General features: G+C 67.5%; 24 protein-coding genes and 1 tRNA gene. 14 read left to right on the top strand and 11 right to left on the bottom strand.

From position 1 onward, the window contains the following. Positions 1-246 precede the first annotated feature (246 nt). The 5 genes from KBY88_RS06530 to KBY88_RS06550 all read right to left on the bottom strand — a co-directional run bounded on the left by KBY88_RS06530 (position 247) and on the right by KBY88_RS06550 (position 2,600). On the bottom strand, positions 247-1,488 hold the full coding sequence (locus KBY88_RS06530; protein ID WP_254939105.1) for an MprF family protein: 1,242 nt from the start codon (positions 1,486-1,488) through the stop codon (positions 247-249). A 58-nt stretch (positions 1,489-1,546) separates the two neighbouring features. Beyond that, a complete protein-coding gene (locus KBY88_RS06535; protein WP_254939106.1) occupies positions 1,547-1,675 on the bottom strand; it encodes a hypothetical protein in 129 nt (42 codons plus the stop codon). Positions 1,676-1,678: 3 nt separating this feature from the next. Continuing rightward, complete coding sequence (locus KBY88_RS06540) at positions 1,679-1,912, bottom strand: hypothetical protein (protein WP_254939107.1); 234 nt, start codon at positions 1,910-1,912, stop codon at positions 1,679-1,681. Between the two features lie 8 nt (positions 1,913-1,920). Further along, on the bottom strand, positions 1,921-2,091 hold the full coding sequence (locus KBY88_RS06545; protein ID WP_254939108.1) for a hypothetical protein: 171 nt from the start codon (positions 2,089-2,091) through the stop codon (positions 1,921-1,923). A gap of 77 nt (positions 2,092-2,168) precedes the next feature. Then, a complete protein-coding gene (locus KBY88_RS06550; RefSeq protein ID WP_254939109.1) occupies positions 2,169-2,600 on the bottom strand; it encodes an alpha/beta hydrolase in 432 nt (143 codons plus the stop codon). Positions 2,601-2,972: 372 nt separating this feature from the next. Here KBY88_RS06550 and KBY88_RS06555 point away from each other — a divergent pair, with 372 nt between their 5' ends. Further along, a complete protein-coding gene (locus KBY88_RS06555; protein ID WP_254939110.1) occupies positions 2,973-3,941 on the top strand; it encodes a 3'-5' exonuclease in 969 nt (322 codons plus the stop codon). 123 nt (positions 3,942-4,064) lie between these two features. Continuing rightward, positions 4,065-4,331, top strand: a complete 267-nt coding sequence (locus tag KBY88_RS06560) for a hypothetical protein (protein ID WP_254939111.1) — start codon at positions 4,065-4,067, stop codon at positions 4,329-4,331. Between the two features lie 76 nt (positions 4,332-4,407). Here KBY88_RS06560 and KBY88_RS06565 read toward each other — a convergent pair. The 6 genes from KBY88_RS06565 to KBY88_RS06590 all read right to left on the bottom strand — a co-directional run bounded on the left by KBY88_RS06565 (position 4,408) and on the right by KBY88_RS06590 (position 8,251). Continuing rightward, positions 4,408-4,481: transfer RNA gene (locus KBY88_RS06565), tRNA-Pro, on the bottom strand. Positions 4,482-4,505: 24 nt separating this feature from the next. After that, positions 4,506-4,814, bottom strand: a complete 309-nt coding sequence (locus KBY88_RS06570) for a hypothetical protein (protein ID WP_254939140.1) — start codon at positions 4,812-4,814, stop codon at positions 4,506-4,508. A 239-nt stretch (positions 4,815-5,053) separates the two neighbouring features. Next, on the bottom strand, positions 5,054-5,296 hold the full coding sequence (locus KBY88_RS06575; RefSeq protein ID WP_254939112.1) for a hypothetical protein: 243 nt from the start codon (positions 5,294-5,296) through the stop codon (positions 5,054-5,056). A gap of 6 nt (positions 5,297-5,302) precedes the next feature. Beyond that, positions 5,303-5,566 (bottom strand): hypothetical protein, encoded by a 264-nt coding sequence (locus KBY88_RS06580; RefSeq protein ID WP_254939113.1) that lies wholly within the window; start codon positions 5,564-5,566, stop codon positions 5,303-5,305. Positions 5,567-5,736: 170 nt separating this feature from the next. Continuing rightward, entirely contained in the window at positions 5,737-6,405 is a 669-nt protein-coding gene (msrA, locus tag KBY88_RS06585; RefSeq protein WP_254939141.1) for a peptide-methionine (S)-S-oxide reductase MsrA, read from the bottom strand. 97 nt (positions 6,406-6,502) lie between these two features. Next, positions 6,503-8,251 (bottom strand): ABC transporter ATP-binding protein, encoded by a 1,749-nt coding sequence (locus tag KBY88_RS06590; RefSeq protein ID WP_254939114.1) that lies wholly within the window; start codon positions 8,249-8,251, stop codon positions 6,503-6,505. A gap of 79 nt (positions 8,252-8,330) precedes the next feature. Between KBY88_RS06590 and KBY88_RS06595 the strand changes: the two genes are divergently transcribed. The 12 genes from KBY88_RS06595 to KBY88_RS06650 all read left to right on the top strand — a co-directional run. Then, complete coding sequence (locus KBY88_RS06595; RefSeq protein WP_254939115.1) at positions 8,331-8,651, top strand: DUF3288 family protein; 321 nt, start codon at positions 8,331-8,333, stop codon at positions 8,649-8,651. 140 nt (positions 8,652-8,791) lie between these two features. Further along, positions 8,792-9,835 carry an anthranilate phosphoribosyltransferase gene (gene trpD / locus KBY88_RS06600; protein WP_254939116.1) on the top strand — a complete coding sequence of 348 codons (1,044 nt, stop codon included), beginning with the start codon at positions 8,792-8,794 and terminating at the stop codon, positions 9,833-9,835. Between the two features lie 19 nt (positions 9,836-9,854). Further along, positions 9,855-11,045 carry a glutamine-hydrolyzing carbamoyl-phosphate synthase small subunit gene (gene carA, locus KBY88_RS06605; RefSeq protein ID WP_254939117.1) on the top strand — a complete coding sequence of 397 codons (1,191 nt, stop codon included), beginning with the start codon at positions 9,855-9,857 and terminating at the stop codon, positions 11,043-11,045. A gap of 111 nt (positions 11,046-11,156) precedes the next feature. Further along, positions 11,157-11,540, top strand: coding sequence for an STAS domain-containing protein (locus KBY88_RS06610; RefSeq protein ID WP_254939118.1), 384 nt, complete (start codon positions 11,157-11,159; stop codon positions 11,538-11,540). A 64-nt stretch (positions 11,541-11,604) separates the two neighbouring features. Further along, positions 11,605-11,991: a Mini-ribonuclease 3 gene (locus KBY88_RS06615; protein WP_254939142.1), complete on the top strand. Its 387-nt coding sequence runs from the start codon at positions 11,605-11,607 to the stop codon at positions 11,989-11,991. A 19-nt stretch (positions 11,992-12,010) separates the two neighbouring features. After that, the gene (gene rlmB / locus KBY88_RS06620; protein WP_254939119.1) at positions 12,011-13,990 is read left to right on the top strand and encodes a 23S rRNA (guanosine(2251)-2'-O)-methyltransferase RlmB; all 1,980 of its coding nucleotides are present in this window, start codon (positions 12,011-12,013) and stop codon (positions 13,988-13,990) included. A 55-nt stretch (positions 13,991-14,045) separates the two neighbouring features. Continuing rightward, entirely contained in the window at positions 14,046-14,291 is a 246-nt protein-coding gene (locus KBY88_RS06625; protein ID WP_254939120.1) for a DUF1816 domain-containing protein, read from the top strand. A 33-nt stretch (positions 14,292-14,324) separates the two neighbouring features. Next, the gene (gene gatA, locus KBY88_RS06630) at positions 14,325-15,785 is read left to right on the top strand and encodes an Asp-tRNA(Asn)/Glu-tRNA(Gln) amidotransferase subunit GatA (RefSeq protein ID WP_254939121.1); all 1,461 of its coding nucleotides are present in this window, start codon (positions 14,325-14,327) and stop codon (positions 15,783-15,785) included. Between the two features lie 11 nt (positions 15,786-15,796). After that, positions 15,797-17,332: a tetratricopeptide repeat protein gene (locus KBY88_RS06635; RefSeq protein WP_254939122.1), complete on the top strand. Its 1,536-nt coding sequence runs from the start codon at positions 15,797-15,799 to the stop codon at positions 17,330-17,332. 9 nt (positions 17,333-17,341) lie between these two features. Continuing rightward, the gene (locus KBY88_RS06640) at positions 17,342-19,396 is read left to right on the top strand and encodes an O-linked N-acetylglucosamine transferase, SPINDLY family protein (protein ID WP_254939123.1); all 2,055 of its coding nucleotides are present in this window, start codon (positions 17,342-17,344) and stop codon (positions 19,394-19,396) included. A 115-nt stretch (positions 19,397-19,511) separates the two neighbouring features. Further along, positions 19,512-21,584 carry a TIGR03032 family protein gene (locus KBY88_RS06645; protein ID WP_254939124.1) on the top strand — a complete coding sequence of 691 codons (2,073 nt, stop codon included), beginning with the start codon at positions 19,512-19,514 and terminating at the stop codon, positions 21,582-21,584. 479 nt (positions 21,585-22,063) lie between these two features. Beyond that, a partial coding sequence (locus KBY88_RS06650; RefSeq protein ID WP_254939125.1) for a beta strand repeat-containing protein occupies positions 22,064-24,891 on the top strand: 2,828 nt, incomplete at its 3' end.

Raw genomic sequence — 24,891 nt, forward strand, 5'->3', positions numbered from 1 at the left:
CTGCACCGCCGGCCGCAGCCGTGTCGTTGGCGGGAACCACCGGCCCTGGGGCTCACCGGCGGCCATGCCCCCGTCTTCAGCCATGCCACAGGAGACGCTCTAGCGGCCCAGTTCAGCGCCGGGCACCACCACCTCGCCGAGGCGGGCCCTCTGTTGAGAGGTCGAGCGGGCCGAGCCCGTGAACCGATTGATCGCCGCATGGATCCAGGAGCTGGGCTGATCCGGTTGGGTGGGGCCTGCTCTCGATCAGGAGGGCCGGATGTAGTCGAGCAGCCGGTCGCCGGAGTCGGCGCGCACCAGGGCCAGGATCACGTGGGGCAGGGCGCTATAGCTGGGGAAGCTCAGGTAGCGGGGTTCCCAGCGAGGGTGGAATTTGGATTTGTACGCGTGCAGCCCCTGGAACCCGTAGAAGCGGTCGAGGTGCTTTGAAAGACGATCGAGGGTGCGTGCCGCCAGCCGCGGCGTCTGCTGGTCGTCCCCCAGGCCACTGAGGGCTGAAAGCCCCAGGTTGAAACGTTCGTAGCCCGCCGCTTGATCGTGCTGAAAGAGGTGGACGAACGGGGCGGCCATGGTGCCAGGTTCGATCTGGCGGCGACGGCGCATCAGGTCGACCATCACCTCCCCCGGCCGCACGCCAGTGAGCAGGTTGGCGAAGGCGCTGAGTTGGCCCTCCCCATTGCGCACCAGGGCGAGATCCGTGGCGCGCAGGTAAGTGGGGTCGAACCAGCCCAGGGAGAAACGCTTCTCTGAACCCTCCATCGAGCGCAACCATTCTGCGCTCACAGGAGCCAGCTCGTTGATGAGTGCCTCGCCCAAGGGTGGGCTGTGGAATTCGATCTGGTGGCCCAACGTGCGCAGTTTGTTCAGCGGCGTCCGCAGGGACCCGGCGGCCTTGTCCTTGAGGCTGAAGGTCGTCAGATCCACGATTCCCTCCTCTCCGTTCTTGAGGGCACGCAGCCCCAGGGAGCGGTCGAGATCCAGATCGTCGGGCCGTACTTGATAGAAGGCGGGTTCCCAGTCGTCGCCCTGGCAGTGCTCCAGAAAGGCGCTGATCGCCCGGCGGCGGTCGGCTTCAGGGCCGATCGGATCACCGAGGGCAACGGCCCCTCGCCCCCCGGCGGCAAAGGCGATCAAGCTCTCGCCAGAGGGGCTGAAGAACAGGGTTTTGTCGGGCAAGAGGCAGAAGGCGGCCAGGGAGACACAGCCGTGGAACTGAACAATCGACCGGGCTTTCTCGCGCTCCGGAGCCGAGGGACCAGGGGGTCGGAGCACCGGCCGCAGCAGCAACACCAGGGCCCAGCCCATGGTGGCCAGGCCAAGCAGGCCGATCGAATCGGCGAAGCTGGCCCCGAACCGGGTGCGTGGGTTCAGGCCGGCGTTGTCCTCGGTGAAGAACATCGCCAGGGTCTGGGCGATCGCGTCCCCCCAGTTGAAATTGACCGAAAAGTGCCGATCGAGCAGGTAGAAGCCCAAGCTGCCGTAGGCCAAGCAACAGCAGCGCCAGGGCGAAGGCCCGCAACCCCAGTCGGATCGACCCTCGATCCGACTAGGCGGTGAACGCCGGCCACATCCGCACAAGCAACACCAGCAGCGCTCCGCTGCAGCCCACGACGGCCGGATGCACCCCGCGTAGCAGGTGGAGCGTGATCGAGGCCGACAGCAGCAGGCAGATCAACAGTCAGGCCAGCTGCTTGCGCCGCAGCAGGTTCAGCGCCAGGGTGATCAGAGGGAAGCTGGAGAAGCCGGCGAACACGTGGGCGCCCGTGCGCACCTCCAGAGGGAACACGGTCTCCAGGTCTTCAAGGACGTTCGGCAGGGTCGGGGTGATCGCCGTGATCAGATCGAGCACCCCCACCAGGGCGGTCATCAGGCTGACGGCAACGATCAGCGGGATGCTGTCCCGTCGCAGCATGGGCTTGCTCAGAGGGGTGGTGCCGCTGGCGCCGGGTGGGCCAGAGCGAAGGAGTAATCCACAAAACGAAGCGAGTCGCGCAGGTGTTTACGGATTTCGTTCCAGCCCACGTCCGGCCCGCTGAGGCAATGGCCACCGGGGAACACGGGGACCACGGGGCGGATGCCGAGCTGCCTCAAGGTGCTGGCGAATTGCAGCGTGGAGGCCAGGAAGTTGGGATCGTTCTTGCCGACATCGAGGTAGACGCGCAGACCCCTCAGCGGTTGGGCCGGCAGCGAGCGGATGAACAGGTTCGGACTGTTGGCGGGGCCGCGGCGTCCGTGAAGTAGCCGTCATGGCTGAACAGGGTGCCGAAGTGATCGAGATGGCGCAGGCCGATGGTGAGGGCTCCCCAGCCGCCCGATGAGAAGCCCCCCAGGGCCCAGCTTCCGGTCCCGCTGCTGGTGCGGTAGCGCTTTTGAAGCACCTGCACCAGGTCGCTGCCGATCAGGGTCGACATCCGGCCGTTGGGGCCGTCGCTGTAGACGGAATCGAACAGGGGGCTGGAGCCCCGGTTGTCGTTGCCGTCGGGGGGGACGATCAGACTCGGTTCGAGCGATCGGTCTCCATGGAGGGCATCGAGCACCGAGGTGATGGCGTAGTTGTTGTAGAAGGCGCGGGCGTTGTCGTGGTCGCCATAGAGCAGCACGATCCCTGGATTGTGCCGATTGCTTCACGCCCGTAGCCGGGGGGCAGGATCAGGCCTTAGCTGCGGCTCTGGCCCATGGTCCGGCTGGGAAAGCTCTCAACCAGGAAGCTGAGGTCCTTGCTGGCGGGCAGTTCCTGGGCATCCAGCTGGGGGGGCACCGGCCACGAAGGCGTACCACTAGGCCACACCCAACAGCCCCAGCAAGCCACTCACACCGAGCCCCAGGGCGATCCGCAGGCCTTTCCCCAGGCGCTGCCTCAATGGTGAGATCGCTGACGCGACGTGGCGTTTCCCCATTCAGGGAGCTGGCGCCCCGGCGGTGTCCGGCTGCTTGCCAGCTCTGGGACCATGGGTCCAACCATGGGGGGGCTGATGGCCACCGAAGCGGGAGATGCGTCGGCAGGTCAGCTGCCGCTCTGGGGTGAGCGATCGGAGACCCCCCTCGGTGATCGCCTCGAAAGTGAGCGCCTCGAAGTCGAGCGCCTCGAGACCGAGCTCAAGCAGGCCCTGGCCAGCCTGGAGGATCCGGGCGCGACTCCTTTCGATCAATCCCCGGCTCAGGTCCCAGCCCCTGCTGCCCGTTCCCGTTCGGTGGCCCTGCCCCGGTGGGCCGGAAGCGAGCCTTTCCAGGGCTGGCCTGAGCGCCTCTTGATCATCGATACGGAAACCACGGGCCTGGACCCCAGTCGGGGGGCTTGCATCGAGCTGGGGGCGATTCTGTTTGCGGTGGCTCCCAGGGCGGTACTCGGCCAGATCTCCTTCCTGTTGCCCTGCAGGGCCAACCCCTGTGAAGCGATCAATGGCATTCCCGCCGCCGTGAGCCGCCTGGATCAGCCCTGGGAGCCCCTGCGGACCGCCTTCGAGCGACTGGTGGAGGCGGCCGACGCCGTGGTGGCCCACAACGCCGCTTTCGATCGCCAGTGGTTTGGCCAGGGCCCGCTGGCGGCGATCGAGCGGCCCTGGATCTGCAGCATGGATGACATCCGCTGGCCCGCGGAGCTGCACCTGCGCCCCCAGCCCTCCCTGCGCGATCTGGCCCTGGCCCATGGCATCCCTGTCTGGGCAGCCCACCGGGCTCTCACCGATTGCACCTACCTGGCCCAGGTGTTCGAGCGCCGCCCCGATCTCGAAGCCCTGCTGCAGTCAGCCCTGGAGCCCCGCCGGCTCTACAAGGCGCGCGTCTCCTACGACGAACGCCAGCTTGCCCGGGAGGCGGGCTTCCGCTGGAACGAACCGGTGAAAGGCGCCTGGACCCGCCGACTCTCGGAGCGGGAGGTGGCGGCCCTGTCCTTTGCGGTGCAAGCCATCGAGCTCGAACCGGACCAGCGGCGCAGCGCCTGAGTGCGGAACCTGCCGGCCAAGACGTTCGTGGAGTCGCTATTGCTTAAGCAATGGAACGTTCGTTGCAGCGTTCCCCTCGACAACCCTTGGCCGCCTCAAGCTGGAGGTATCGCCGTCGCCTTGATGGTCAAACCCACCCTGCAGCCGCGGGGCGGTCGTCCGTTTGACCGCCCGTTCGGACGGCGGGCCCGTCTGCGCCGCTGGCAGGACAGCCGCACCTGGGCGCGGTTGATCCGAGAGGCCGAAGCGCTCTGGCATGTTGATGTACGCGATTTACGTCGCTTGGCGGCCGTCGAACTCGGCGTGTTGATCCAGGAGGTTCCGCCTCGGCTGCGGCCGCGGGTGAACCGCTGGCTGGCCCGCTATGGCGTGGTCACACGCCTGGGCTGAGCCATAAAAAAACCGGCTGGGGGAGCCGGTGATGAAAACGATTGTTGTGGATTTCGTAGATCTCGAAACCAGTGAATCGGAGCGACAGGATTTGAACCTGCGACCCCCACTACCCCAAAGTGGTGCGCTACCAAGCTGCGCTACGCCCCGGCGAGATGGAAGCTATCACAGCCCCTACAAGCCCCTGAGCGACCGCTGTTGCTGCCGCTTGATGCGCTTGAGCAGACGTGCCGTCAGCCGCTCACGGTTGAGGCGGCTGTAGCCGCAGAGGCGCAGCCGGGCCGCCAGTTGACGCAGTTCCAGCAGGCTCAGGGAGGCCAGGCGCAGTTCCGGCAGCCGCCGCCAGGCCATCGAGGTGACCGGCAGCTCTGAGCCACGGCGGTTGTCGCGGAAGCTGACCAGGGCTCCTCCCGCCATCCACTCGGGCACGAGCACGAAGAGCACCGCCAGCAGCCCGTAGAGCTCCACCAGCCCCTTGGGCAGGGGGTGCAACTGACGCCTGCTGCCGGGTCGGGAATCCTGCTCCGGGGGCGTCAGTTCGGGGGGCCTTGGTTCTGGGGGCCTTGGTTCGGGGGGCGTGGCGGCGATGGCGGGGACGGAACCGTCGGTTCCAGGGCTCCCGATCAGATTGGCACCATTGATGGGCCCTGCCGAGGGCCTGGCGGCCAGGCTTCCCACACAGGGGGGTCCGAACCCGCGCCCTGGGGGGCTGGCAGGGCTCTTCAGACTGTCGTTGTGGTTGCGGTTGAGTGGATCCCTGCGTTCCGCGGGGCTGGCGCGGTGGTCACGGCCCCTCCCTTGAGCCTGGTCGGCGCCTCTGGGGCAGGGCCCTGGCGCCAGAGGAACGGCGGTTCAATGGGCCCCTGGAGGCGCACGTACCAGAACACCAGGGCGAAGACGAGGCCCAGGGTGATCACCAGGCCCAGGATCACCTGGCTGTTCTCGAGCGGTTCGGGGTTGGCCATCGCCGCTCAGACCTCCTCGGTGCGCAGGCACTGGACCCGCTGGGGCAGCTGTTCGATGGTCAATTCGTCCCCGTTCAGGATCAGCCGCATTCCATCACTGGTTTTGTAGCGAACTCCTGGAAGCTCGGAGCTTTCCCGGAACAGGGTGGTGCGGAACCGGCCGCTGATGATCGAGGCCTGGGCGTCGTTACGTTCCACCACGAGCACCCCCTGATCGCGGCAGAGGTAACGGGTCTTGACCGCGTAGTCCTCCCACCAGGGGGAGGTCATGGCCAGGGCTTGTGGGCATGGCAGGGCTCCAAGCATGGGGACCAGGGCGGCCCAAAGGGCGATGCCCAGGGGGCTCGCGTGCTTCCGGCCGGGGCGGGCGAGGCCGCGCCGATGGTGATCGACCCAGGCCGTGTCCGCGCCGTGGGAGCTCGGCTGTCGGGGCCTGCTGCTCATGGCCATGCGATGGGAGCGTTGTCCCCCCGCAGGACGCAGTGGGGCACCGACCAGTCGTAGTGGGTCCAGACGCTGGGGGGAAGGCGGTAGTGGGCGGAGGCGAAATCGCCCAGGCGCACGCCGCTGGGTTGGGCCGAGCAGTAAGGCCTGCTGCCGGGTTTGGCCAGATACTGCTGGTGGTTGCTCTCTGCGAAAAAGAAGATTTTTTCGGAGGCGATCTCGGTGGTGATCGGACCGAACCCCGCAGCGCTCAGCAGGGCCTGGTAGGCCCTCCGGCTGGCCTCCGCCAGGGCCAGTTGTCCATCGCTGAAGGTGTAGATCGCCGAGCGGTACTGACTGCCCACGTCATTGCCCTGGGCGTTGCCCTGGGTGGGGTTGTGGCATTCCCAGAACAATTTCAGGAGGTCGCTGAAGTCGATGGCGTTGCAGTCCCAGACCACCCGCACCACTTCGGCATGGCCGGTGCGGCCGGAGCAGACCTGTTGGTAGGTCGGGTTGTCCCTGGAGCCACCGGCATAGCCCACCGCTGTCGTCACCACACCCGGCAGGCGCCAGAAGCCCTTCTCGGCCCCCCAGAAGCAGCCACAGCCGAAGAGCACCTCCGCCTGGTTGCTGGCCAGGGGAGCCCGCAGGGGGCCGCCCAGCACCGCATGGCGCTCGTCCATTGACACCACTGATCCGTTCCAGAGCGGACCTGGAGCCTAGGAAAAACCCCAGGCCCCCATCGTCCATCGCCAGTCCAGCGCCATGGATCGCCTGCAGCTAGACAGCCTGGAGCTGTTGCTCGGCCTCCTGCCGTTCCCACAGCCGCCGGTAGGTGCCCGGCACGCCCACGAGCGCGTCGTGGTGCCCCTGCTGCACCAACCGCCCCTCTTCCAGCACCAGGATGCGGTCACAGGCGGCCGCGGCCGAAAGCTGATGGCTGATCATCAGAATCGTGCGCCCCTGCTGGGAACGCACCGACTGGAGGATCTCCGCGGCGGTGTTGTTGTCGACGCTGGCGAGGGCGTCATCGAGCACCAGCAACGGCGAGCGCACCAGGAGAGCGCGGCCCAGGGCCGTGCGTTGACGCTGGCCGCCACTGAGGGTGATGCCGCGTTCCCCGACAAGGGTCGCGTAGCCGTCGGGGAAACCCTTGATGTCGCCCTCCAGCCGGGCGTCCTGGGCGGCCTGCTCCACCCGGGCTTGGCCCGCCTGGGGATCTCCGTAGCGCAGGTTGTCCGCCAGGGTGGCGGTGAATAGATAACCCTCCTGGGGCACCAGCGCCACCCGGCGGCGCAGGTCGTCCAGGGACAGATCGGTCACATCGACCCCGTCGAGGAAGAGCTGGCCCGCGTCCACCTCCACCATGCGCCCCAGGGCCCGGGCCAGGGTGGTCTTGCCGCAGCCCACGGGACCTACCACCGCCACCAACTCGCCGGGCTGGAGACTGAAACTCACATCCACCAAGGTCGGGTGGTTTGAGTCCGGGTAGCGCACCGAGAGGTGTTTCGCCTCCAGCACCCCTTTGCCTTGGGGGTTGGCAGGCACAGGCGTCGGGCTCGATTGCACGCTCGGCTGGCGGCTGAGCAGGTTTTGAACCCGCTCCAGGCTCACCTGGCCGGTCTGGAAGGTGTTGAGGGTGAAGCCCAGCAGGGCGGTGGGGAACACCAACCGCTCGACGTAGAGGATCAGCGCCACCAGGTTGCCGATGCTGAGCCGCCCGCTCTCCAACTGGCCGCTGCCCAGGGCCAGCAGCAGCAGCAGGCTGAGGGCAGAGATGCCCTCCAACAGGGGGAAGAGGGTGCTGCGCGTGCGCGCAAGCCCCAGGGCCGCATCGCGATAGCGGCCGTTGCGCTCGGCGAAGGCCTTCTCCTCGGTGGCCTCCTGGCCGTAGATCTTGATCGCGCTGATGCCGGAGAGGTCTTCCTGGATCAGGTCACTCAGCTGGGCGAGGGCCTCCTGCTGGCGCCGTTGCTGGCCCATCATCCGGCCGCCGAACAGGCGCACCGACATCAGCATCACGGGGTAGATGGCCAGGGCCGCCAGGCTCAGCCAGGGGTCGATCAGCAGCATCGCCGGCAGGGTGAAGGCGTAGGCCAGGGCGGTGTTGCTGAGGCTGAGGACGGCAAAGCCCAGGAGCCGGCGCACGTTCTCCACATCGCTGGTGGCCCGGCTGATCACCTCACCACTGCCCGTGGTCTGCACCCAGCCAGGTTCCTGGCGAAGCATGTGATCGAAGATCCGCTGGCGCAGGCTCACCTCCACCTGGCGACCAACACCGAAGACCACCAGGCGTGAGTAGAGACGTGCCGCCCCCATCACCGTGGCCACCAGCACGATCAGGGCGGCCTGCCTCAGCACGTCGCCCAGGGCGAAGCCCACGTGAAGACCATCGATGGCGTTGCGCACCATCAAGGGAATCGCCACGCTGATCAGGTTCACCACCAGCAGCGCCACCACGCCGATCAGCAGCTGCCGGCGGTGGGGTCTGAGGTAACTCCAGAGCAGGCCGATGCGCAGGGCGGCCATGGGATCGGGCGGCAATCCACCAACCTACGGATCCCGCGGCCATGCTGAGGGCCGTTCAATTCGGGCAGGGCCCGCCGTGATGGCTGAGACCGACGTCCTCCAGGCCCACCCTCTCTATGCCACCGACCGGGACCTGGTGGACCGGCTGTTGGCCGTGACCGTGCCGACGGACCAGGACCTGGTGGATCTGGCCCGGCTGGCGATGCGCTACGAGGGCTTTCCCGGCGCCCATGATCTGCAGACCGACCTGGTCAAGACCCTGCGCCTGTGGGGCCTCGAGCGTGCCCAGTTGCATGGGCGCACCCGGGCCATCTGGGCCGCGGGACATCGGCCCGGGGCCCAGGCCCAGCAGGAACCGGTGGGCTCCGGTTTCGATACCGCTGACCAGGGGACCAGCTGAGCCTGTCTTACGAACACCCGCCGCTGTGTTCGCCAGAACGGCCCGCTTCAGGTGATAGTGGAGTTGTCCCCATCACCTGGCCCGGCGTGCCCTGCACCCGGGCTTTTTTCTGAGCGCCCACCGCAAGCGATTGCCCCCGGATGGCTGAAACGAACGCCTGGCCTGCCCTTCTGGAAATCTTGGTGCAGGGTCGCCCACTCAATGGAGAGCAGGCTTCGGCGCTGATGGCCGGTTGGCTCGAGGAGCGCATCGAGCCCGTGCTCACCGGGGCGTTCTTGGCGGCCCTGCGGGCCAAGGGGGCCAGCGGTGAGGAGTTGGCGGCGATGGCCCAGGTGCTGCGTCAGGCCTGTTCCCTTCCTGTCGAGCGGCCCGATCTCCCCCTGGTGGACACCTGCGGCACCGGGGGGGACGGAGCCGGCAGTTTCAACATATCCACCGCCGTGGCCTTCACCGCCGCCGCCTGCGGAGCGTCGGTGGCCAAGCACGGCAACCGCAGTGCCAGCGGCCAGGTGGGCTCGGCCGATGTACTCGAAGCCCTCGGGCTCAACCTCAAGGCTGCGGCGCCCCAGGTGATCGCCGCCCTGCCCAGGGCCGGTGTCACGTTCCTGTTTGCCCCCGGCTGGCATCCGGCCCTGGTGGGTCTGGCCCCCCTGCGCCGCACCCTCGGGGTGCGCACGGTCTTCAACCTGTTGGGCCCCCTGGTCAACCCCCTGCGACCCGAGGCCCAGGTGCTGGGGGTGGCGCGCGCCGACTTGCTCGATCCGATGGCCGACGCGCTGGCCCGCCTGGGTCTGCGCCGCGCTGTGGTGGTCCATGGCCACGGCGGGCTCGATGAGGCCAGTCTTTCGGGGGTCAGTGAGCTGCGCCTCGTGGAGGGCGAGCGCATCAGCGCAGGCCAGCTTGATCCGGAGGAGCTGGGCCTTGTCAAGGCCCCTGCCGCAGCGCTTCTGGGCGGTGATCTGGCCACCAATCAGGCGATTCTCGAAACGGTGCTGAAGGGTGGTGGAAGCCAGGCCCAACGTGAGGTGGTGGCCCTCAACACCGCCCTGGTGCTCTGGGCCGCCGGTCAGTTCGATTCGGTGGCGGAGTCCCTGCCGGTGGCCCGGGAGGCCCTGGCTTCCGGTGCGGCCTGGGGTCGCCTGGTCAAGCTACGGACAGCCCTGGATCCAGGCGCTGAGGGATGATCGCGGGGCCGTGCTTTCGATGCCGTTGACCGCCTCCGTGCCGTCCCCCTCGACCGCGGATCCGCGAAGGAATTCCGCTCCTCGCCCGGCCGTGCTGGTCCTGGCCGATGGACTGGTGCTGCGGGGCACGGGCTTCGGGGCGGTGGGCACCGCCCTCGGGGAGGTGGTGTTCAACACGGGCATGAGTGGCTACCAGGAGGTCATGACCGACCCCAGCTACGCCGGCCAGCTGGTGACCTTCACCTACCCGGAACTGGGCAACACCGGGGTCAATCCCGAGGATCAGGAGGCCGACCATGCCTCCATCCGTGGCGTGATCGCCCGTCAGCTTTCCCCTGTGGCCAGCAGCTGGCGCCAGCGCGGGGATCTTGACCCGTGGCTGAAAGCCGAGGGGGTGGTGGGCATCGCCGGGGTGGACACCCGCGCCCTGGTGCGTCATCTGCGCGACGGCGGCTCCATCAATGGAGCCATCAGCAGCGATGGCACGGAGGCGGTGACGCTGTTGGAGCAGGTGCGCCGGGCCCCCTCGATGGAGGGCCTCAACCTGGCCGAGCGCGTGAGCACGGAGCAGCCCTACGGGTGGGAGACGCTCTGCCCGGCCGGCTTCGACCAGCGCCTGCAAGCTCGTCCAGAACGCCCTTTCCGGGTGGTGGCGATCGATTTCGGCATCAAACGGGCGATCCTCGAGCGCCTGGTGGCCCATGGCTGTGCCGTCACCGTGCTGCCGGCGGGCAGCGACCTGGCCGCGGTGCTGGCCCAGGAACCGGAAGGCGTCTTCCTCTCCAACGGCCCCGGTGATCCGGCGGCGGTCAGCTCCGGTATCACCCTGGCCCGGGGGCTGCTGCAGCAGCAGAACCTGCCCGTGTTCGGCATCTGCCTGGGTCACCAGATCCTGGGGCTGGCCCTGGGGGGGCGCACCTTCAAATTGACCTTTGGCCACCGGGGTCTCAACCACCCCTGCGGCGGCAGCGGCCTGGTGGAGATCACCAGCCAGAACCACGGCTTCGCGATCGATGGTTCCTCCCTGCCGCCCGACCAGGTGGAGGTCACCCATATCAACCTCAACGACCGCACCGTGGCTGCCCTGGCCCACCGCCAACGGCCGGTGTTCGGGGTGCAGTACCACCCGGAGGCCAGCCCTGGCCCCCATGATGCCGATCACCACTTCGGCCGGTTCGTGGCCCTGATGGCCGAGCGCCGCACCACCTGAGACCCCACCGGCTGAGGGCGAAGAGCCCAGGGCCCAGCTCGCTTCGTTGCCATCGGTTCAGCACGGTTCCACGGGCCGAAGAGATCTCTACACTTCTGACGCTTGTGACGTTTGAGGGCTGGACCGATCACGGATCTGCAGCGACTGACGGTCTCCCTTCGCGGTGGCTTCGAGCCGGCGGCCTCCCATCTGCTCTTTCGGTTCACCGGCCAGCTCGACGCTTACTCCGAGAAGCAGTTTCTGGAGTTCATCGTCGAGCACCGTCAAGGCAAGTCCCTGGCGGTGGTGATTGATCTGAGCCGCATCGACTTCATCGATTCCTCCGGCCTCGGGGCCCTGGTGCAGTTGGCCAAACAATGCAATGAGGCCAAGGTGCAATTCCAGGTGGTGGGCAATGCCCGGGTGGTGCAGACCGTGAAACTGGTGCGGCTGGAGAGCTTCCTGCACCTGCAGCCCGATCTGGAGACGGCGATTGGCTCCCTCGCCGCCGCCTGAGCCGCCCGGGTCCACCGCCCAGAAGTTCGCCCCTGACTCTGGTCTCGATCCTGCGGAGGCCTGGTTGGAGCGCGCCCGTTTGCTCTGCCCGGCCGATCAGCTCTCCCCGCTGCAACTGGCCTGGCTGGGGGATGCGGTCTGGGAATTGCACCAGCGGCTGCGCCGCTGCCAACGCCCAGGTCGGGTGCAGGAACTTCATGCCGCTGTGGTCAGCCAGGTACGCGCCCCGGCCCAGGCCGCCGCTCTGGAGCGCCTCGAACCCTTGCTCAATGGGCCGGAGCTGGAGTGGGTGCGGCGGGGTCGTAACCGCGCCGGTCAGGGTCCCCGCAAGGGGGAGGCCGGGATTTATGGCAGGGCAACGGGATTTGAGACAATGGTGGGCTGGCTCTTTCTGCAGAACCCGAACCGGCTCGCTCAGCTGCTGGATCGACTGGATGAGACCGACCCATAGACCTTCGCCCGTTTCTGCCATGAGCCCTAAATTCATCCGTCGGGACAAGGGTTCCGGGGCGGGCTCCCCTGGCGACGGTGAGCGCGGAGCCAAGCCCTCTCGCCCGGGTGCCTCGCGTTACGGGGCCCCCCGACAGGGTGGTGCCTTCCGGGGCCCCAAGCCTGAATGGCGCGGGGATGGGGAGCGAGGGAGTGAATGGGGCGGAGCGGCCCGTGGCGAGCGGGGCGGCTCAGAGCGGCCCGGTGCAAGCCGCCGTGACGGGCCAAGGCCCGAGGGGAGCCGTTACGAGCCCCGGCGATTCGAGGGTCGCCGGAGTGAGGGCCGTCCCTATGAGGCGCGCGGCTATGAAGGCAGGGGCGATGAGGATCGTCGCCCCCAGGGCCGGCCCGGCGGGGATCGTTTCAAGGCACCCCGGCCCGAGCGCTTCGGCGCTGGAGCGGACCGTCCCCTCGGCCGTCGCCCCGGTGGGGATCGGGCCTATGGAGACCGTCCCTACGGTGAGAAGCCCCAGGGCCGCCGATTCGAGGCGGGCCCAGCCGATGAACGGCGGGAGGCGGGAGCCTGGGGGGACGGTGCCCGCTCCTTTGGTGCACGGCCCAGCGGAGGGCGTCCCTTGGGTACCCGTCCCTTGGGAGGCCGCAGCGGAGGTGGGCGTTCAGAAGGTCGTGGGGCCGATGGGCGCCCCGGAGGCGAGCGGCCCTTCGGCGCCCGCGCGGGACGGGCGCCAGATCGCAATGCCGGCCGCAGCTTCGGCCGTAGCCCCAGCCGGGGCCCCGACCGTAGCTTTGATGCCAGGCCGGAACGTTTCGACCAGACATCCCCGCTGCCTGCCGCCAGCGGTGCCGAGGGGCCCTCGGGTTCCGATCGCTTCGGCGCCGAGCCCGCTGACGACCTGATCTGGGGGCGTCATCCAGCTCAGGCGGCGCTGGAGTCGGAGCGACCCATCCACCGCATCTGGTGCACGCCTGAGCTTCGCTTCAGCCCCAAGTTCCTGCAGCTGCTGCGCGAGGCCAAGGCCTCAGGTGTGCTGGTGGAGGAGGTGACCTGGGCCCGGCTGGGTCAGGTCACCGGCGGTGCCGTGCACCAGGGGATCGTGCTGCAGACCGCCGCCGCTGAAACCTTCGACCTCGATGACCTGATCGCAGGGTGCCGTTCCCTGGAGGAGCCAGCGTTGCTCATGGCCGTCGATGGCCTGACGGATCCCCACAACCTGGGGGCCATCGTGCGCAGTGCCGAAGCCCTTGGGGCCCACGGCCTCGTCCTGCCCCAGCGCCGCACGGCTGGCCTCACCGGTTCGGTCGCCAAGGTGGCGGCCGGGGCGTTGGAGCACCTGCCGGTGGCCCGGGTGGTGAACCTCAACCGCTCCCTCGACACCCTCAAGCAGGAGGGCTACCGGGTGATCGGTCTGGCGGAGGAGGGCAGCGTCAGCCTGATCGAGGCGGATCTCGATGGCCCCCTGGTGCTCGTGACGGGCTCCGAGGGCGACGGGCTGTCGATGCTCACGCGCAAGCACTGCGATCAGTTGGTCCGGATCCCCCTGCGCGGGGTCACCCCCAGCCTGAATGCCTCCGTGGCCACGGCCCTGCTGCTCTATGAGCTGGCCCGCAGGGGCTGGATGAGCCGGATCACCGGCTCTGCTCCTGCCCCCCGGCTGCGCCGTCCCCAGCTGCGCACCAGCCCCGCCGCCCACCCAGCGCCGCCGGCCGCCGATCCCACCGCAGCGATGCTCGCACTGGCCGAACTCCCGCGAACCGATCCAGCGGCTCCAGGGGCCGGCGCCTCGGATTCCAGCGACTCCCACTTCAGCGCAGCCGATGCCGATGGGCCAGCGACGTCTTCAGCGGTGCCACAGCCTGAGCCGCTGGCCACCGAACCACCAAGCGATGGGGAGAGCACGAATGGGGCCTCCGGAAGGGCGGCCTCCGGGGTTCCCGACCCCTGGTCGGCCACTCTGCCCACCGACCCGGGCACGGGGCCAGGTCAGGACATCCGCGTCTGAACCATGCCCTGAAGGGGCGGTCAAACCCCAGAATGGCCCCACCTTGCGAGCTGCGATGTCTTCCCTCCTGTGGCCTATCCGCAACCTCGCCAATGGACTGGGGCTGGCCTGGTGGGCGCGGATTCACACCCGTTCCCCCGAGGTCACCTACTGGTTCGGTCCCTACCTGCGTCGCAGCGAGTTGGAACAGGCCCTGCCCACCTTCCTGGCGGACGTGGAGAGTGAAGGCCCCGGCTTCGTTGAGCATGAGGTGCTGCGCATCGCTCGCTCTGAGCCGCTCACGGTCGACGGGACGCCCTGAACTAGCGTCGGCCCAGAGAAGGATTGAAGGTTGATGGGGATCACGGAGTGGCGTGGCCAGCTGGAGCGGGGTGAGATCTCCGCCCGCGAACTCACGGACCATCACCTGAACCGGATCGCCGCCATCGATCCCAGCCTGCACGCCTTCCTGACCGTGACGGCGGACCGGGCCCGTGCCGATGCCGACCGCATCGACACCAGCCGCGCCGCCGGCGAACCCTTGCCACCGCTGGCGGGCCTTCCCCTCGCCATCAAGGACAACCTCTGCACCAAAGGGGTGGTCACCACCTGCTCCAGTCGGATGCTGGAGCACTTTGTGCCGCCCTATGAATCCACCGTCACCGAGCGGTTGTGGCAGGCGGGCGGGGTCTTGCTCGGCAAGACCAACCTCGATGAGTTCGCCATGGGCAGCTCCACCGAGACCAGCGCCTTCGGGGCCACCCGCAACCCCTGGGATCTGGAGCGGGTGCCCGGTGGCAGCTCCGGTGGCAGTGCCGCCGCCGTGGCCTCTGGGGAATCTCTGGCTGCCCTGGGCTCCGACACCGGCGGCTCGATCCGCCAACCCGCCTCCTTCTGTGGCGTGGTGGGCCTCAAGCCCACCTACGGCCGTGTCAGCCGTTGGGGGCTGGTGGCCTTCGCCAGTTCCCTCGATCAGGTGGGCCCGTTCACCACCAGCGTGGCCGACGCGGCCGAGCTGCTGCAGGTGATCGCCGGGCCTGATCCCCGCGACTCCACCTGCCTGAATGTGCCCGTGCCCGATTACCGGGCCGCCCTCGAGCAGCCCGTTGCCGGCCTGCGGGTGGGCCTGATTCGTGAATGCTTCGACCAGGAGGGCCTGGATCCCCAGGTGGCCGCTTCAGTGCTGGCGGCCGCAGATCAGCTCCAGGCCCTGGGCTGCGAGCTCGTCGATGTGAGCTGCCCCCGTTTCAACGACGGCATCGCCACTTACTACGTGATTGCCCCTTCGGAGGCCTCCGCCAACCTCGCCCGCTACGACGGGGTCAAGTACGGCCTGCGCAGTGAAGGGGAGCCCAGCCTGGCGGCGATGACCGCCCGCAGCCGCGTCGAGGGTTTTGGCGATGAGGTGCAGCGCCGCATCCTGATCGGCACCTATGCCCTCTCAGCGGGCTATGTGGACGCCTACTACAAGAAAGCCCAGCAGGTGCGCACCCTGATTCGGCGGGATTTTGATGCGGCCTTCGAGCGGGTGGATGTGCTGCTCACCCCCACCTCCCCCACCACCGCCTTCCGTGGCGGTGACCACGCCGATGACCCCCTGGCCATGTATCTGGCCGACCTGCTGACGATTCCCGCCAACCTGGCCGGTCTGCCCGCCATCAGCCTCCCCTGTGGCTTCGATGGCGGGGGTCTGCCGATTGGGGTGCAGCTGATCACGGGGGTGCTGCAGGAGGAGCGCCTTCTCCAGGTGGCCCATCACTACGAACGGGCAGCCGCCGTGATGGAGCGTCGCCCTGAGGCCCCCCTGATCCCCTGAGGGATTCAACGATGCCGGCCCAGCGGCCCCCCCTGCAGCTGGTTCAGGTGGCCAGCTTCGGCGACATCGGCGACAACGTCTACCGCTCCCATCAGCCGGCCGCTGCCATGGCCCGCCAGAGCGATGTAGCCGTCTATGAGGTTCACCCCCTGGCCCGCCAGCGTGATGCCGCCGCCCTGGCCGCCGACGTGCTGGTGCTGACCATGACCTTCGACATCGAGGCGCTGCGCCTGATCCATCAGCGCCACCTGCTCGGTAGGCCCACCGTCTGTGAGATCAACGACTACCTCCCAGATGTCCAGCCCTGGAACCCCGTGCACCGCAGCTGGGCGGATCCGCGCGCCCGGCGCTTGTTCGAGGCCCTGATGGCCCGCAGTGACGCCACCCAGGTGTCAACCCCAGCGCTGGCGCAGCGGCTGTCTGGACGAGCCGAGCGCCTGGTGGTGTTCGAGAACCAGCTGGCCGCGTTGCCCCTGCCCCGCAGCCCAGGGGCCGCGGATTCGGTGGTGGTGGGCTGGGGCGGCTCGATCGGGCATCTGGGTGACATGGAGGCCGTGGCGCCGGCCCTGTGCCGGTGGCTGCAGCGCCAGCCCCGGGCCCGGCTGGAGATCATGGGCGACCCGGCCCTGGGGGCCTTGTTCGCCGCCGCCCCGCCCGAACGCTTCCGCTTCCTTCGCGCCGGTTCCCTGCAGCACTATCTGGACTGGTTGGCGGGCCTCGACATCGGCCTGGCGCCGCTTCAGCCCACCGCGTACAACCGCTGCCGCTCCGATGTGAAGTGGCTGGAGTACGCCTCCAGGGGGGTGGTGCCGGTCCTGCAGCGACTGGATCCCTATGGGGCCGTGCGCGATGGTGTGACCGGCTTCCTGTTTGACGACGACGGGGCCATGGTGCGCCACCTGGACCTGCTCGTCGCCGATGCGGCCCTGCGGCAGCGAACCGCCACAGCGGCCTATGAGCAGGTGAGCCGGGAGCGGCGTCTCGACAACCATGTGGCGCGGCGCCTGAGCTTCTACCGCACTCTGGCGCGGGAGACCCGCCCCCTGAACGCACCAGCGCAGGCGGAGCCCCTGCTGGAGCGGCTGCGCCAGCAGGTCCGACCACCGCTTTCATCCCTGCCCGGCTGGCAGGCCGTGGGCCCTCAGCACTGGCGGATGCCACTGACCTGCCCTGCGGAGCACAATCTGGCTGCCGGAGTCGAGGCCCTTCAGGCGGGGGCGGTGGCCCAGGCTGTCCACCATTGTGCTGAGGCGGCGCGGCTCGATCCCAGCGATGCCCACGCCCACGCCCTCCTGGGCGAAGGCTTGCGGCAACTGGGCCGCTGGGAGGAAGCCCGCTCGGCCCTGGAGCGCTCCACCCAGCTGGATCCCTTGATGTCCCGGCCCCTGCGCAGCCTGGCCCGGCTGCACCACCAGGCCGCCGCCCACTACCGAGGTCTGGCAGCAGAGCGCAATCCACCCCTGCCGCCCGACGAATCCAGCCGGGCTGATCTGCTGCGGGACGAGGCCAGCTGGCGTGGTGGTTCCAGCGGCGACGACCTGGAGTAAAACCGGTCGATGGCACCGACTGAGGATCCCACTGCCCTCAGGGCGCGTTTTCGAGAGGCCCGGGAGCTGGAGAGGGCCGGCGATGGGGTGGCCGCCGAACGGGCCTACAGGGAACTGCTGGAGCTGACGCCGGGCCACGGGCCCGCCTTGCTGCAACTGGCCAATGTGCGCCAACGCCTGGGCGATCCCCATGGCGCCCTCGCTCTGCTCGACCAACTGCTGGCCAGCCAGCCGACCAACGCCCGCGCCCACTGCAACCGTGGCGTCCTCCTCCAGCTCCGGGGCGACCTGGATGGCGCCAGCTCCGCTTACCAGCGCGCCCTGGGGATCGATCGAACCATCCAGGTCGCCGCTGACAACCTGGTGGTCCTGGCCAACCTTCTGAACCGGCGACAGCGGCACGACGAAGCGGTCGAGGTGCTCCGCTGCCGGCTGCGGCTGGGGCGCCATGACCCGGATGTCCTCCTGAACCTGGGCGGTCTGCTGCTCTTCCTCGGGCGTTTCGAGGCCGCGCGGCGTTGCTACGAGCGGCTGATCCTTCGCCAACCTGAACACCGCCAGGCCCTCTCCGGCCTGGGCCAGGCCCTGGAAGCCCTGGGGGAACCGGAGGCGGCGATCGAGGCCCACCAACGCGCCCTGGCCCTCGACCCCGACGCCACCGCGGAGGTGCTCCTGCTGGAGCACCTCCGCCTGTGTCTCTGCGACTGGAACGACTACCCGATGCGCATGGCGCACCTGCGCGAACGACTGGACTCCCATGGCGACCGCGTGGGTGTGGCGCTGCTCTCACCGCTAAGGCTGCTCTGCTTTCCCCTGCCTCCAAGCCTGCAACTCCGGCTGGCCAGGCAGTGGTCGTCTCAATACAGCGCGGCGATGGCCTCGCGGAACCTGTCACCGCCGCCCGCCCGCATGGGCTTGCAGCGGATCCGCGTCGGCTACCTCTCGGCCGACTTCCGCAACCACGCCATGGGCAACTTGATCCATGGCCTCTTCGCCCACCACGACCGTTCGCGATTTGAGGTGTACGCCTATGCCCTCGCCGATCTCGACGACGCTTACACCCATTCGGTGCGGCGGGGTGCGGATCACTTCATCACCCTCGCGAGCGGCGACACAGAGGCCATCGCCGAGCGGATCCGCGCCGATGGCCTCGATGTGCTGATTGATCTGATGGGGCATACCCACCACGGCCGGCCGGCGGCCCTGGCCCTGCGGCCAGCCCCGGTGCAGCTGCTGTATCTGGGGTTCCCCGGCTCGATGGGCGCTGACTTCATCGATGGGGTGATCGCCGACCACTGGCTGATTCCCCCCGGGCGTGAGCACGGCTACGTCGAACGCGTGCTGCGCCTGCCCTGGGGGTTCGTGAGCTCGCCGCCGCCCCCTGGAGCCGAGGACGCCACGATGCACGCCCCCGATGAACCTGCCCGCGCCCCAGCACCCCTGACCCGCCGGTCCTGCGGCCTGCCGGAACGAGGTGTGGTGTACGCCTGCTTCAACCGGGCCGAGAAGATCGATCCCCCCAGCTTCGATCGCTGGCTGGACATCCTGCGCGGGGCGCCGGGTTCGGTGCTCTGGCTGGCGCTGGAGCACCCGCGGGCCCGTGGGCGGCTGCTCCAGCGGGCCGAGGCCGCAGGGGTGGATCCCACTCGGCTGGTGTTCACTGCCAAGGTGGCCACGGCTGATTTCGCCACCCTCTGTGGGCTGGCCGATCTCTTCCTCGACACGGGGCTCTACGGCGCCGGCGCCACCGGCGTCGCGGCCCTGCAGGCGGGCCTGCCCCTGCTCACCTGCCCCGGTGATACCTTCGCTTCCCGCATGGGGGCCAGCCTCTGTGCCGCCGTGGGCCTGGAGGAGCTGATCGCCCCGACACCCGACACTTACAAAGAGATGGCGATCGCCCTGGGGCAGCGGCCCGCGGAGCTCGCCCGGCTGCGGCGCCACCTGCTCGACCCACGCGTTCCCTTGCCCCTGTTCGACACCGCCGCCTGGGTGGGACATCTGGAAACCCTGCTGCTTCAGGTGGTAGGCGAGCAAGGCCAGGCCACTGATGCGGCCCCCAGCTGACACAGTGGGATCAGGTCTGTGACTTCGGCGCCCTGCCATCCACAGCCCGTGCCTTCTCAGCCACGGGCTTCTCCGCAGGCCTTCTGCAGTCCTGTCAGCGACGCCACAGACCTCCATGACCAAGCCCACCGGCCCCATCCCCGCCTCGCCGGGACTGGCCAACTGGCTGCAGGAGCATCAGGTGGCGCTCGCCTTCTCCACCTACCGCGCCAACAGGCTGCTGTTCCTTGGCGTGAACCAGGCGGGTGAACTGCGCCTGCACGAGCGCCTCTTCGATCGGCCCATGGGTCTTTTCGATGCCGGCGCCTCGCTGTGGATGGCGACCCGCACCCAGATCTGGCGCCTCGACAACCTGCTCGCCCCAGGCCAGATCCATGAGGGCGGTGATCGCCTCTACGTGCCCGCCGCCGCCTTCACCACCGGCGATGTCAACGCCCACGAGATCGTGCTCACCGCAGGGGGAGAGCCGCTGTTCGTGAACACGGCTTTCAGCTGCCTGGCCAGGCTGGCCCCCGGCTGCAGCTTTGTGCCCATCTGGCAACCCCCCTTCGTCGACGCCCTGTCCGCCGATGATCGCTGCCACCTCAACGGCCTCGCCCTCCAGAACGGTGAGCCCACCTGGGCCAGCGCCTGTGGCCAGAACGGCCGCTCCGCCGGCTGGCGGGATCAACGCCATGGCGGTGGTGTGGTGGTGCATGTGCCCAGCTGCTCGGTGGTGGCCACGGGGCTGTCGATGCCCCACTCCCCCCGCTGGCACGACGGCCGCCTCTGGCTGCTCAACTCCGGCACCGGCGAACTGGGCTGGCTGGAGGGAGCCCGTTTCTGGCCCCTCTGCTCCCTGCCGGGCTTCGCGCGCGGCCTGGCCTTCGTGGGCCGCAGCAATGTCGTTGTGGGCCTCTCCAAGCTTCGTTCGCCCCAGTTCACAGGTCTGCCCCTGGAGGAGCGGCTCGCCCAGGAAGGCCACGCCGGCGGCTGTTGCGGCCTGCGGGTGATCGATCTCGCCAGTGGAGAGATCCTGCACAGCCTTGATCTGCCCGAACCGATCGACGAGTTGTTCGATGTGGTGGCCCTGCCGGGGGTGCGGCAGCCCCGGGCCCTTGGACTGCAGGGGGAGGACATCAGCTGCGTGGTCAAACTCCCGGGCCACGATCCGCTGGTGACCGTGCGGCCCAAGGCCCCTAGCGGCCACCCCCACCAGGCGGAGGCGCCGCCGCTGTTCGGCCTGCCGGAGCCCCAGAGCGCCAGCCGCTCGCCCCGGGGGTCTTCGCAGCTGCCATCCGAGCAGCCATCGGAGGAGCCGCTGCGCTATCAGCGCGTGTTTCAGCTCACCCCCACCACCCTCGTCCCCTATTCCTCCCTCACCTTCCCCTCCCTGGCGCCGGGATCCCCCGGCCTGGCGGCCCTGGCCGGCGAATTGCTGGGGGTCTCCGCCATGGCCAGCGGCACGATGGTGGGCCTGGCGATCGCTGAACGGCTCCCCAGGGGTGGATCACGCCTCTGCTCGCTGATGGTGGCGGCTGAGCACCGCCGCCGGGGCATCGGTACACGGCTGCTGAGCCACCTGCAGAGCTTCCTGGGTCAGGAAGACCTCTTGCCGCTTCAGGTGCGCTACCAGGCGTCCGCGCTCACCACCGCCGCTCTGGAGCCGATCCTGGCCCGGCTCGGTTGGAGCAGCCCCAGCGTCGATTTCGTGCTGATTCAGGCTGTCAGCGAATCGCTCGCGGCCGTTCCCTGGGCCAAGCGCTATCCCCTCAAGGACCCCCATCGGATCTTCCCCTGGGGCGAGGCCACCAGGACTGATCTCGGCCGCGCGCGTCAGCTGGGGGTCCCAGCGGAGTTGCTGCCACCGGAGTCGATGGAGGGTCTTGAAGCCAGTGTTTGCCTGGGGCTTCGCCACGGCGAAGAACTGGTGGGCTGGGTGATCGCCCATCGCACCGATCCGCTCAGCCTGCGCTACTCCAGCCTGTTTGTGGCCCCGGCCCACCGCCAGCGTGGCCAGGCCCCCGCCCTGCTGGCGGAGGCCTTTCGACGCCAACACGGCGCTGGGATTCCCAGGGCCCGGGCTGCGATCGACGCCAGGAACACGGCCATGCTTCGTTTTCTGCGCCGGCATCTGGGCGAACACCTGAGCGGCATCGGTGAATCCCGATGCAGCATTTTTGCGCTGCCAACAACGTCCAATGGCTAGCTCTTTCAGTCTTTTCTCCGTTACTTCTTGCCTGGCTCAACAGCGAAAATTGGCTGCTTGTGAAAAGGTATGAGTTGTTTCATTCAGCTCAGGCTCAAGCCAGGAGCAACGAGCGATCCGTGTCTCAGCTTCTCTTTCCCAGCTCCTGGCTGCTCTCCCCCCTGCCGGCCCTGGAGCAAGCCCTGGGTTCCCTTGAAGCTCGCCTGATCGGTTGGGCCTCCAACGCCAGCGCCTACGACGCCCTGCTGCACCAGGTGTTTGGGGCTGCGGGCACAGAGGCCTCCACCTGGAGCCTGAACGCCGGCGCCCTGCGCGAGCAGCTGCTCGGCCCTGGGCTGGGGCTGGCGCTGGAGCTTCTCCCCGCCGGAGCGCTTCCGGGCCTGCGGGGCGCCTACACCGCTGCGGCCCCCGTTGGTGGCGAGCGCGTTTATCTCAATGCCGGCTGGCTGCAGAACGCCACGGCGGCGGAGATCGAGGCGGTGCTGCTGGAGGAATTGGGCCACGCCATCGATACTCGCCTCAATGGCCGCGCCGACAGCCCGGGTGATGAGGGCGAAAGGTTCTCGGCCCTGCTGCTCGGGCAGCAACCCTCGACCGCAAGCCTCAGCGAGAACGACCAGCGGCTGATCACCGTTGCCGGCACCGCCGTGGCGGTCGAGGCCGCTGGCGACACGTCAGCGCCCCGTGGGGCCTTGAAATTTGCGCCTCGGTTCAGTACCGCCAGCGTCAATCCCTTCGGTCTTACTGATGTTGGCACCTACTCAACTCCAACTCTGGTTGACATAGACAGCGATGGTGACCTTGATGCCTTCATCGGCAACTTTTCGGGGAACACCCTCTTCTTCCGCAACAACGCCCCATTGGGTGCCACCATACCGGCTTTCTCCTCAGCCAGCAGCAACCCCTTCGGCCTCTTGGATGTAGGCTTCGGCTCCAGACCCACCTTCGCTGATATCGATGTTGACGGTGATCTCGATGCCTTCATTGGTGACAATTCCGGCAACATAGCCTTCTTCCGCAATACTGCAGCCCTGGGAGCTAGTTCACCCATATTCTCAGCGGCTATCATTAATCCCTTCGGGTTATCGGATGTGGGCGACGATGCTTTCCCCGCCTTCGCCGATATCGACAACGATGGCGATCTCGATATTTTCATCGGCAATGGTCTAGGTAACACGCTCTTCTTCCGCAACACCGCCATAGCGGGTGCCACCGTACCGATCTTCTCCTCCGTGAGCAGCAACCCCTTTGGCCTGGTGGATGTGGGATCCGCTGCCAGAGTCTCTTTTTTTGATAGTGATGCTGACGGTGATCTCGACGCCTTCATCGGCAACCTAGACGGCAATACCTTCTTCTTTCTCAACACAGCCACAGTGGGTGCCAGTGCACCTGCCTTCTCCGCTGCAGTTACAAATCCCTTTGGCCTGGCTGATGTGGGTGACTCTGCCAGTCCCAATGTCGTTGATTTCGATGCCGATGGTGATCTTGATGCCTTCATCGGTGAGGGCTTCGGCAACACCATCTTCTTGCGCAACACAGCGCCCCTACCGGTAGCGCTGGTCGGCGCTGTCAACCCCAGCGGTTCCTACGGTCTTGGTGCCGTGATCCACCTCACCGTCGCCTTCGACGAGGCCGTACTGGTGTCTGGCGTGCCTCAGTTGCAGCTGGAAACCGGCTCCGTTGATCGCTTCGCGACCTATTCCTCAGGCTCTGGCACGACCACCCTCACCTTCACTTACACCGTTCAAGCTGGTGATACCTCCGCTGATCTCGACCAGCTCTCCGCTGCTGCCCTTTCTCTCAATGGCGGCGCGATCAAGGATGCCGCAGGTAACCATGCCATCTTGGCCCTCGCGGCTCCAGGCTCCCCCGGATCACTTGCCGCCCAAAAGGCTCTGGTCATCGATGCCTCTGCGCCTCGCGGGGCCTTTGTGTTTGATCCTGTCTTCTCGGAGGCCTCCCTTAAACCCTTTGGATTGGCCAGTGTGGGCGGCGTGGCCAACCCAAGCCTCGTTGATATCGATCGAGACGGGGATCTTGATATGTTCATTGGTAATCTCAACGGCAATACGATTTTTTTTCGTAATACTGCTTCTCTAGGTACGTCCGCGCCTGCCTTTACGACTCCCGTCCTCAATCCCTTCGGCCTGGTGGATGTGGGTTCCTTCGCCAGCCCCAGCTTTGTTGATGTTGATCGTGATGGCGATCTGGATGCTCTCATCGGCAACGAACCCGGTAACACTTTGTTCTTTCGCAACATCGCCGCCGCTGGTGCCTCCGCGCCCGTTTTCTCAGCTGTCGAAACAAACCCCTTTGCGCTGGTGAGTGTGGGCTACGTTGCCAATCCCAGCTTTGTGGACATTGATGGCGATGGCGATCTCGATGCCTTTATCGGTAACTACTATGGGAATACTCTGTTCTTCCGTAACACCGCGGCGCCTGGCTCCTCCACCCTAGCTTTTTCAATCCCCTCAACCATACCCTTTGGCCTCACCAATGCGGGAGCCTACGTCAGCCCACGCCTGATCGATGTCGATGGAGATGGCGATCTCGATGCCTTCATCGGAAACTCCGACGGAAATGTTCTCTTCTTCCGCAACACCGCCACCCTGGGTTCATCCTCGCCAGCCTTCTCTGCCGCCACCACCAACCCCTTTGGCCTCACGGCTGTAGCGGGCGGCTACGCGAACCCTTGCTTGGTGGATGTCGATGGCGATGGCGATCTTGATATCTACATCGGTGACAGCCTGGGTAACTCCACCTTCTTCCGCAACATTGCGCCAGCACCGGTTGCAGCCGTTACCTCCACCACCATCGACGGCTCCTACGGCATCGGCAGCATCATCGAACTCACCGTGGCCTTCAACGAGGCTGTGCTCGTCACCGGTGTGCCGCAGCTGCAGTTGGAAACAGGAATGACCGATCGTTTTGCCGCATTCATCGCTGGCTCCGGCACCAAGACCCTCAGCTTTGCTTACACCGTTCAGGCGGGTGATAGTTCCGCTGATCTCGACCAGCTCTCCGCTGATGCCCTCACGCTCAATGGCGGCACGATTAAAGACGGCTTCGGTAACAGTGCCCTTCTCACCCTCACGGCACCCGGCAGCACCGGCTCCCTCGGTGCCAACAGGGCCCTGGTGATTGACACCACAGCCCCCACGGTCACGGGTGTGTCCTCCTCCAATGCCAACGGCTCCTACGGCATCGGTGCCCTGATCGACGTCACGGTCACTTTTTCAGAAGCCGTGCTGGTCACACGGGTGCCGCGCCTGCAGCTGGAAACCGGCCTCACCGATCGCGTAGCGAG

The organism is Cyanobium sp. Morenito 9A2 (genome assembly GCF_024345575.1).
Classification (GTDB): domain Bacteria; phylum Cyanobacteriota; class Cyanobacteriia; order PCC-6307; family Cyanobiaceae; genus ATX-6F1.